The sequence below is a fragment of the Actinocorallia sp. A-T 12471 genome (genome assembly GCF_033875155.1).
GTDB lineage: Bacteria > Actinomycetota > Actinomycetes > Streptosporangiales > Streptosporangiaceae > Actinocorallia.
This window is the reverse complement of the sequence record NZ_JAWZTE010000005.1, coordinates 528369-537293: the sequence shown is the minus strand read 5'-3', so window position 1 is coordinate 537293 and position 8925 is coordinate 528369. Positions and strand designations below refer to the sequence as shown.

The 8925-nt window shown below is 72.4% G+C and carries 8 protein-coding genes and 1 pseudogene; 1 reads left to right on the top strand and 8 read right to left on the bottom strand.

Annotated features, from left to right (window positions below):
* Positions 1 to 499: 499 nt before the first annotated feature.
* The 3 genes and pseudogenes from R9X44_RS18010 to R9X44_RS18005 form a co-directional block, all read right to left on the bottom strand.
* Positions 500 to 1438, bottom strand: coding sequence for a YihY/virulence factor BrkB family protein (locus R9X44_RS18010; RefSeq protein ID WP_319815346.1), 939 nt, complete (start codon positions 1436 to 1438; stop codon positions 500 to 502).
* A gap of 816 nt (positions 1439 to 2254) precedes the next feature.
* Positions 2255 to 2416: pseudogene (locus tag R9X44_RS35770) on the bottom strand (DUF4235 domain-containing protein); the annotation flags it as partial.
* A 92-nt stretch (positions 2417 to 2508) separates the two neighbouring features.
* Positions 2509 to 3261 (bottom strand): DUF3618 domain-containing protein, encoded by a 753-nt coding sequence (locus R9X44_RS18005; RefSeq protein WP_319815345.1) that lies wholly within the window; start codon positions 3259 to 3261, stop codon positions 2509 to 2511.
* Positions 3262 to 3703: 442 nt separating this feature from the next.
* Here R9X44_RS18005 and R9X44_RS18000 point away from each other — a divergent pair, with 442 nt between their 5' ends.
* Complete coding sequence (locus R9X44_RS18000) at positions 3704 to 4165, top strand: hypothetical protein (protein ID WP_319815344.1); 462 nt, start codon at positions 3704 to 3706, stop codon at positions 4163 to 4165.
* A 189-nt stretch (positions 4166 to 4354) separates the two neighbouring features.
* Here R9X44_RS18000 and R9X44_RS17995 read toward each other — a convergent pair whose 3' ends face one another.
* The 5 genes from R9X44_RS17995 to R9X44_RS17975 are packed head-to-tail and all read right to left on the bottom strand — an operon-like array spanning position 4355 to position 8910.
* Complete coding sequence (locus R9X44_RS17995; RefSeq protein ID WP_319815343.1) at positions 4355 to 5602, bottom strand: hypothetical protein; 1248 nt, start codon at positions 5600 to 5602, stop codon at positions 4355 to 4357.
* A complete protein-coding gene (locus R9X44_RS17990) occupies positions 5599 to 5865 on the bottom strand; it encodes a hypothetical protein (protein WP_319815342.1) in 267 nt (88 codons plus the stop codon). The genes R9X44_RS17995 and R9X44_RS17990 overlap by 4 nt, the downstream gene beginning before the upstream one ends.
* On the bottom strand, positions 5862 to 6461 hold the full coding sequence (locus tag R9X44_RS17985) for a VOC family protein (RefSeq protein WP_319815341.1): 600 nt from the start codon (positions 6459 to 6461) through the stop codon (positions 5862 to 5864). The genes R9X44_RS17990 and R9X44_RS17985 overlap by 4 nt, the downstream gene beginning before the upstream one ends.
* Positions 6462 to 6518: 57 nt before the next feature.
* Complete coding sequence (locus R9X44_RS17980; protein WP_319815340.1) at positions 6519 to 7241, bottom strand: TetR/AcrR family transcriptional regulator; 723 nt, start codon at positions 7239 to 7241, stop codon at positions 6519 to 6521.
* 10 nt (positions 7242 to 7251) lie between these two features.
* A complete protein-coding gene (locus tag R9X44_RS17975) occupies positions 7252 to 8910 on the bottom strand; it encodes a (2,3-dihydroxybenzoyl)adenylate synthase (RefSeq protein WP_319815339.1) in 1659 nt (552 codons plus the stop codon).
* Positions 8911 to 8925: the final 15 nt, after the last annotated feature.

Sequence of the window (8925 nt, the reverse complement as noted above, 5' to 3'; positions counted from 1 at the left end):
AGGCCGGGCCGGGTAGGCCGGGCCGGGTAGGCCGGGCCGGGTAGGCCGGGCCGGGTAGGCACGGGGCAGGCCGGGCTGGGGTAACGGGCGGCGTGCGGACAGCGGGCGAGGCCGAGGTAGGGCAAGCCGGGCAGGGGGGCCGGGACAGACCAGGCAGGCCGGGCGAGCCGGGCGAGCCGGGCGAGCCGGGCGGGCAGGGCGGGCCGGGCGGGCAGGGGTAGGCCGCGCCGGGGCCCGCTCGGGCGGGTGGGGAAGGCTGGGGCGGGTAGGCACCGGGCCGGGATAAGGCCAGCCGCACGGGGTGGGGCAGGCCGGGCCGGGGTAGCAGGCGGCGCGGGCAGAGGGCGCTGGGTGCGGGGCCCGGGTAACGGGCAGCGTGGGACGCGGGCGTTGAGGGGCCGGGCCCGGGTGACGAGCGACGTAAGGACGCGGGCGTTGGAGGGCGGGGCCCGGGGTTACGGGTGGCGCGGGCAGAGGGCGTTGGCGGGCGGGGCCCGGGTTACGGGCGGCGTGAGGACGCGGGCGTTGGGAGGCGGGGACCGGCGGGACGGGTGGCGTGGGATGCGGGGGGTGGGGGTGGGTCGTGGGTTAGGGCTTGGGTGTCGCGGAGTTCTATGTAGGGTTCGGCTTCTTCGGGGTGGCCGTCGGCCATGGCGCGGCCGCGCTCGAGTTCGGCGTTGAGTTCCGCGCCGAGCAGGATCGCCAGGTTGGTGATCCAGAGCCAGACGAGGAAGACGATGACCGCGGCGAGACTGCCGTAGGTCTTGTTGTAGGAGCCGAAGTTCGCCACGTAGACGCCGAAGCCCGCCGAGGCGGCGAGCCACAGGACCGTCGCGAGGATGCCGCCCGGCGTGACCCAGCGGAAACCCTGCTTGGCGTTGGGCGCGGCCCAGTACAGCAGCGCGATCATCAGGCTGACGCCGACGACGAGGACCGGCCACTTGACCGTGTCGAACGTCGTCACCGCCACCGACCCGAGCCCGACGACCTCCCCCACCCGCTCCGCGAGCGGCCCCGACACCACGACGGCGGCCGCCGACGCCGACAGCAGCACCAGCGTCACCGCCGTGATCCCGATCCGCAGCGGCACGGTCTTCCAGATCGGCCGCCCCTCCGGCACGTCGTACACCGCGTTCGACGCACGCATGAACGCCCCGACATACCCCGACGCCGACCAGAACGCCCCCGCAAGACCGAGGATCGCGATGACCCCCGCCCCGCCCTGCCCCTTCTGCAACTCCCCGAGCGCGTCAGTCAAAACCTCCCTGACCACCCCCGGGGCCAGCGTCGCCACATTGTCAAGGAACCGCTGCGACATCGACCGACCACCCAGCCCCACCAGCGAGACGACCACGAGCATCGCAGGAAACACCGACAGGACGCCGTAATACGTCAACGCCGCCGCCCAATCCGACAACCCATCCCGCCGAAACTCCACAACCGCCCGCCGACCCGCCCCCCACCAAGCCCCCACCCCCAACTCCCCCGGCCCCTCCACCACCCCACCCGTCTTCTCCCCTCCCCCACCGTCCCCCTTCCCTCCCGCCCCCCTGGAACCCCGAAGCCAACCACCGAACCGCACCCACCAAGAGCGCGACCTCAGCCCACCCGGCCCCTCCGGCAGCCCACCCGCTTTATCCACTTCCTCACTCATGCCGCCCCCGTCCGTGTTCGTGCCCGTCCCTGTTCGTGCCCGTCCGGCTCCCGCTCTCCCCGCTCGCGCCGTCTCCCGGCGTGCGCGCTCCGCCCGGACGGCATCCTGCCCGCCCCGCTGAAACTCCGAAGCCGACCACCGGACCGCGCCCACCAGGAGCGCGACCTCAGCTCGGTCAGACCCTCCAGCGGTCCGCCTGCGTTCTCCGCTCCTTCCTCACTCATGCCGTCCCGCTCCCGCCCATCCTCGTTCTCGGCGTCCCGTTTCCCACCTGTTCCCGGCACGCGCGCACCCGGGGCCTGGCCGGGCGCGGCGTGCGCCGCACGGCCGCCGTCCGGGCGGGGTGACGTGCGCGCGCTGCCCGGGGGTCGTCCGGCCGGGGTGGCGAGGTGCGCTGCGCGGGGCCGTCCGGCCGGGGTGGCGGGCGTTCGCCGCCCGGAGGCGATCCGGCCGGGCGACGTGCGTGCCTCCCGGGGGTCGTCCGGCCGGGGTGACGTGCGTGCTGCCCGGGGTCGTCCGGGCGGGGTGCGCTGGGCGGGGGTTGTCCGGGTTGGGTGGCGGGGGTGGGCTGGGGGTTGGGGGTTGGGTGTGTGTGGGTGGTTACTTGTTGGTTGGGTGGGAGCTGGTTAGGTTGCGGATGCTCTTGGCGCCGGCGCGCTGGATTGTGGCGTGGGCCAGGTCGGCGATCGTGCGCTGGAGGGTCGCGGCGATCAGGACCTGGGTCCAGGTGTGGTCGGTGGCGTCGGGGCGGGGTGGCTCGTCTTCGCCTGTTGTGTTCTGTCAGAGCAGGGTGAAGGGTTTGGCGGCTGTTAGTGCGCTGAGGCTGCTGAGCATTAGGGAGAGGCCGCGGTACATCATGCGGGGGTCCCCTCGGTGTTCCTGACCAGCCGGTAGGCGGCGAGTGCGGCGGCGGCGGTCGTTGTCGCGGCGAGGAGGGCGGCTCCGGCCTTCGGCGTCGGGTGGGGGGCGAGGTCGCGGGCGCGTCCGGTGGCCTTTTGGGCCTGCTGGCGTGCTCGGCGGCTCGCCTTCCTGCCCGCCTTCCGTCCGGCCGCGACGGCCTGGGCGGCACGGTCGCCGCGCAGTGCCGCGCCGCCGTAGGCGAGGGCCTGGTCGAACGCCTGTCGTGAGGCGTGCGTCGCCTTCTGCCAGGGGGTGCGCGGACGGCGACGGCGGCGCACCGCCCAGACCGCGAGGCCCAGCGCGGCGGTTCCGGCCGCGACGGCCGCGCCGCCGCCCCTGACCTTCGCCTTGTTCTCCGGGTCCTGGACGGCCTGCCTGGTCCGGTCGCCGAACTCCGCGGTCCTGGTCCGCGCGGCGGCGAACCCGTCCTGCGCGCCCGCCGTCAGCTTCTCGGCCCGCTCGCGGGTCCCTTCCTTGACGTCGTGCGCGGTGTCGCGGACCGAGGTCCGCACCTGATCGGCGGTATCACGCGCCCGCGCCTTCACGTCGGCCTTGGCGACCAGGGCCCCGACCGTCTCCCCGAGCTCCTCCCGCGTCCTGTCGATCCCCGCACGCAGCTCACGCGCCTCATCGCCCGCGCGCTTCGCCGCCTTCTTGGCTTTTGTCCCGTTCGTCTTGCTCGCGCTGTCTGATGTCGAGTGCGTCATCGGTGCGTCCGTCCCTTGATCGTGTCGATGTCGTGCCTGGTCGTCCCGACGGAGGCGCTCGGCTCCGGTGCCGTGTCGCATGCCATCCCCCGCTCCTCACCCTCCGTCATGACCTGTGCCTGTCCGTTCGTTTACCGAGGTTTCCCCTTGGTGCCCCCGCCGCTCCACTCGAAACAACCGGGCTCGTGAGCCCGCGACCCCCGCGTACCGCGCGCTTAAGAGACCCCAAGGAAGCCCCCCAAGGCACCTCACCTAAACGAGAGGACAATCACTGCCCCCACAGCCACCCAACCCACACCCCCAGGTAAGACGAACCTCACCTCACAGGACCTACCGCCGCCAACTCCCCGTGACCCGCCGCGCGGTCGCAAGGCGGAGTGCGGGGTTGGGAGAACTCGGGGGTGGGGGCGCGGCGTCTCAGGAGGGGAAGGGAAGGTGTGGAATGGGCGGGCTCAGGGGTTTTGGCACGGGGGTCGCGGCGCTGGCGATGCTGTTCGCCGGGGTGCTGACGGTGCTCGGCGGATTCGCGGCGATCGGGCCGCGCCTGGACGCCGCGCAGGGCGAGGGCGTTCCCGGCGTCTTCCGGCTCGACGACCTCGTCTGCGGCCGCAAGGACGGCGGCTGCGACGCGAAGGGCACCTTCACAGCTCAGACGGGCCAGGTCCGCTCCTGGGTGGAGCTGGTCGGCGACGTCCCCGACGACATCCCCGAAGGCTGGACCGCGCCCGCCCGCGACACCGGCGCCCGCGCCGAGGTCTTCACCGCCGACCCCTCCTTCACGGTGATGATCGAACCCATCTTCGTCACCGCGATGGGCGTCGCCTTCCTCATCGCCGCCCTCGTCACCACGACCCGCCTCTTCCGCCCCCGAACCCCCGCCACCCCATCCCCACCCAAACGCTGACCCCCAACCCAACCCACTAGCTCCGCAGCCCACCCGACGACGCACGCGAATCACGCGCCTCCCGCACTGCGCCTCACCCGCACGGGCAAACAGGGACCGCACGCTTCCCGCGCTGCGTCTCACCCCCGCACGGGCAGAGAGGGACCGAGCAAGCCCCGCGCTGCGAGTCGGCGCGGGGGTGGGGTGGGGTTAGGGGGCTAGGGGGTAGTGGGTGGTGAGCCAGGGGTGGAAGGTTTGGGCGGCGAGGGTGTAGCCGGGGGGATGGGTGGGGGTGAGGGGTTGGCCGAAGTGGTGGCCGGGGACGGTCGCGTGGAGTTTGTGGGGGGTGGCTATGGCGGCGAACATGCGGGTGGCGTCGGGGGTGGGGGCGGCCTGGTCGCCGGAGAAGTCGACGTAGATGGTGGGGATGTGGATGCCGGGGGCGCAGCGTTCGAAGATCGCGTTGGAGCGGAAGGCGGACCAGGTGGACAGCCAGGAGTCTGGGGTGGTGAGGCGGCCGAAGCCGACGAGGCCGTAGTTGGTGAGGTCGGGGCGGCGGCCGAACAGGGAGCCGTAGGGGCGGTCGCCCGGGTCGAGCGAGAGGTCGGTGTAGCGGGGGTCGGCGTCGGTGCGGTAGGTGGTGATGATGCGGGGGGCCAGGGCCACGCGGCGGTCACGTGGGTCGCGGGTCTCGGCGTGGCGGGCGCGCGCGGCCGACGCCTCGGCGGCGAGTTCGTCGGCCAGGGCGTCGATGCGGCGGATCCTGCGCTCCTGGGCGGCGCGGTACTCGGCGACGAAGTCGGCGCTGTAGGAGGAGGACGCGGGCGGCTCGGCGAAGCCGTTGGCCGGGTCGTACATGTTGAGTTCTGGGATGACCGACAGCGGGTCCGACTCGTCGGCGACCGAGGGGTCGATGCAGTTGAGCAGGACCCTGCCCTGGCCGGGGTGCGGGGCCAGGAAGAGCGCGCCGTCGGGCACCGGCATGGGCGCGGCGGGCAGCGGGACGGGACGGCCCGCCGGGGTGACGTCGATGCGCTGCGCGGGCGGCAGCGCGGCCTGCTCGATGTAGAAGGCCATGAGGGTGCCGCCGCCGGAGTGGCCGAACGTCAGCACCGTCTCGTAGCCGTGGTCGCGCAGGAAGACCTGGCCCGCCGCGACGTCGAGGATCGCCTGTTCGTGGACCAGCGCGATGTCGTTGTTGGGCGAGCGGGTGTCCTGGGTCCAGACCGACAGGCCCATCCGCAGGAACCAGTCGATCATCGGGTGGTGCGCGAGCGACTGGCGCGGGTGGGCCAGCGCGATCACCGACCTGGCCCCCGGCCGCTCGTGCAGGACGCCCATGACGCGCGCGCCGTCGAAGGTGGCGAGCTCGTGCAGGGTGGTGTGGACGTCGTCCGGCCGGGAGACGCGTTCGACGTCGCGGCCCGCGCCAAGGCGGTCGACTGCTTCGGCGGTCATGCGGATCGGCCTTCCGTGGGGTCGGGCTCGACGCGCAGGGCGGTGCGGTCCCACCGGGCGACGCGGCCGCCGCGCACGGCGGCGACCGAGCTGAACCAGACCGCGTTGCGGCATCCGGTCGCGGCACGCTCGATCTCGAACGGCGCGTCGGCGGAGACGGTGAAGTAGGGGCCGCGCCTGCCGACGGTCACCTCCGGAAGCCGGGCGGCGACCTCGGCGAGGGGGCGGAAGTCCGCGACGTCGAGGATGAAGAGGGTGGTCATGCGAAGGTCACCCCGGGGGTCTCGTCGGCGTACCGCTCGACGATCAGCTCGGCCTTCAGCTGGAGGAAGCGCTCGAAGGTCGGCTCGGCCTCCTCGACCACGGCGAGCAGCGCGTCGACGCTGAGGTTGGCGTCGATGTCGTCTTCGACGGTGATGGCGCGCAGCGGCCTGGTGATCTCGATGAGGTAGCCGTTGGGGTCGTTGACGTAGATCGACTCGACGGTCTCGTGCCGCACCTGGAGTTCGCACTTCCACTCGCTGGCGTCGAGCCGCCGCCGGTATTCGAGGAGGTCTTCCTCGGTGTCGACGTGGATCGCCAGGTGGCGGGCGCGGCGCAGCAGCTCGCCGACGTTCTGCTCGGGCGGCGCGGCGAGCCCGAAGTAGTAGAAGAACGCGAGCCTGTCGCCCTGGCCGATGTCGAAGAAGAAGTGGATGAAGTCCGGATGCCGTTCCGGGCCCCAGCCGAGCGCGCATGTGGCGTGCACGACGGGGAAGCCGAGGACGTCGCGGTAGAAGCGCACGGTCCCCCGTGGATCGAACGTGGGGAACGCCGCGTGGTCGACGCCTCGGACGGTGTGGCTCAGCCGGGTGGACATGGAAACTCCTTCCGCTGACCCCACCCTAAAGGCCAACGGACACAACTGTCAATATTTTTACGGCTCTGTCGAAAGCAGACGCTTGAGTCGAAGAAGCTGGCTCTCGATGCTCTCCACGACGGCTTCGGCGTCGGCCGGGGGCGCGTCACCCTCGACTGACGCGCGCAGCATCGCGACCGCGCTGTCGGCGATCTGCTCGGCGATGGGCTCGACGGGATGGCCGTCGCCGGGCTCGAACCACCAGGCGACCCAGTTGCACATCCCGAGGATCGACAGCGCCGCCACCCGCGAGTCGACGGGCCGGAAGTGGCCCTCGGTCACGCCGCGTTCGATGAGGCCGCGCCACAGCGCGAGGGCCTCGCGGCGGCTCTTGAGGAACTTCTCTGCGAGGTGCGGGGGAAGCGACCCTTCGGCGCGGTCAAGGAGGCGGAAGGTCGTGCGGTTGGCGGCGCGGTCGGCCACCAGGCGCAGGGTCAGCCTGCGGACGAGCTCGGGCGGGTCGAGCGGCTGGGCGACGATGGCGTGGGCCTCGTCGAGTATCTGCCCGGAGATGTCGCTGACCAGCCGCTCGAGCAGGTCGTCCTTGCTCTTGACGTAGTAGTACAGCGCCTGGCGGCTGATCCCGACGGCCTCGGCGATGTCCTGCGGGTTGGTGGCGGCGAAGCCCCGCTCGGCGAAGAGTTTCGCCGCCTCCGCGTAGATCCTCGCCTCGACCAGATCGCGGCGTGTGGTGCGGGGCTGTCGCTCTGCTGGGGACACTGGCGAGGCGGCGTCGGTCATGCGCCGGAGCTTACCGAAGCTCCGGTGTGCGGCCTTCCGCGTCGCGGCGCAGGACCTTCTTGTCGACCTTGCCGACCTCGCTGGCGCGTGGCATCTCATCGAGCCAGACGACGCGCTCCGGCCACTTGTACTTGGCGACGCCCAGCGACTCGAGCCACGCGCGGATCGCGGTGATGTCGTGCCGCGCGCCCGCACGGCCCACGACGTACGCGCAGGCCCGCTCGCCGAGCCGTGGATCGGGCATGGCGACCAGGGCCGCCTCAACGATGTCCGGGTGGCGGACCAGCAGCAGCTCGACCTCCTCGGCGTTGATCTTCTCGCCGCCCCGGTTGATGAGGTCCTTGATGCGCCCTTCGACGGTGTAGCAGACGACGCCGTCCACGACGCGGCGGGCGGCGAGGTCACCGGTGCGGTAGAAGCCGTCGGGGGTGAAGGCCCGTTTGTTGTGCTCGGGGGCGGCGTAGTAGCCGCGCAGCGTGTACGGGCCGCGGGCGCACAGCTCGCCCGGCTCCCCCTCGGGGACGGGGTCGTCGCCGCCGGGCTCGAGGATGCGCACCTCGTCATACGGCGAGATCGGGACCCCGACGGTCTCGGCGCGGACGCTCGGGGGCGCGTCGAGCGGGGTGACCATGCAGAGCCCCTCACCCATGCCGAACAGCTGGCCCGCCCAGACGCCGCGCGAGGTGACGGCGTCGAAGTGCTTCGGCGCGACCTTCTTGCCGCTGAAGATGACCCGCTTCAGCTCTGTCGCCTCGTCCATGGCCGGGTGCAGCGCCGCGTCGTAGACGAACGCGCCGAGGACGATGTCCGTCGCCTTCTGCCTGGTCAGCACGTCGATAAGCGACTCTAGGGTCGGGTGGCCGAGGATGAGCGCAGCGCCGACGGAGTGCGGCCCGTGGATGCCGCAGATGATGCCCGCGTTGTGCGCGAACGGCCCGTTGAAGCCGATCTTGTCGGTTTCCTGCCAGCCGAGCACGCGCGCGTACTGTGCGGCGTTGTACCAGTATTCGCCGTGCAGCCTTGGGATGACCTTCGGGACGCCGGTGGTGCCTCCGGAGAGCTGGAACACCGCGATGTCCTCGGGTCGGCGGCCCTCCTGGACGCGCCGTACGGTGGCACGTGCTTCTTCGGCCGTAACGCCCTCGCCGAGGGTTGCGAAGTCCACGACCCCCTCGGGCACCCGCGCGCCGAGCGCAATGACGTGCCGCGCTCCCCCGGCCTGCTCCACCGCGAAGGACACGAGGTCGAAGCCGGGAAGGTCGGCGTCCACCACGTGCGCGACCGGCCCGGTCTGCGCGGCGATCGCGCCGATCTCGTGGCCTCGGTGCAGCGGCAGCGTGCACACCGGCACCAGGCCCGCCTTGAGCAGGGCGTACCAGACGACGACGGCCTGCGCGCTGTTGGCGAGCTGGAGCAGCACCGCCGACCCGGGCGGGAGGCCGAGCGCGACGAGCCCCGCCGCGCGCCTGTCGCTGAGTTCGTCGAGCTCGCGGTAGGTGAGCGTGGTCTCGCCGCAGACCACCGCGGGCCGCTCGGGGACGCGGGCGGCGGTGGCCTGGAAGGCGACGGCGAGCGGCCGACGGTCCCACGCGCCTTCGGCGAGGTAGCGGGTCGCGAACTCGGCGGGGAAGGGCACGGCGTCGGGGGACGGGGCGGGGTGGGCGTTCATCGTTCGGCGCTCCTG

Coding starts and splice junctions, on each gene's coding strand:
- R9X44_RS17975 (WP_319815339.1), bottom strand. CDS start 8,910: ATGAACGCCCACCCCGCCCCGTCCCCCGACGCCGTGCCCTTCCCCGCC.
- R9X44_RS17980 (WP_319815340.1), bottom strand. CDS start 7,241: ATGACCGACGCCGCCTCGCCAGTGTCCCCAGCAGAGCGACAGCCCCGC.
- R9X44_RS18000 (WP_319815344.1), top strand. CDS start 3,704: ATGGGCGGGCTCAGGGGTTTTGGCACGGGGGTCGCGGCGCTGGCGATG.
- R9X44_RS17985 (WP_319815341.1), bottom strand. CDS start 6,461: ATGTCCACCCGGCTGAGCCACACCGTCCGAGGCGTCGACCACGCGGCG.
- R9X44_RS18005 (WP_319815345.1), bottom strand. CDS start 3,261: ATGACGCACTCGACATCAGACAGCGCGAGCAAGACGAACGGGACAAAA.
- R9X44_RS17990 (WP_319815342.1), bottom strand. CDS start 5,865: ATGACCACCCTCTTCATCCTCGACGTCGCGGACTTCCGCCCCCTCGCC.
- R9X44_RS17995 (WP_319815343.1), bottom strand. CDS start 5,602: ATGACCGCCGAAGCAGTCGACCGCCTTGGCGCGGGCCGCGACGTCGAA.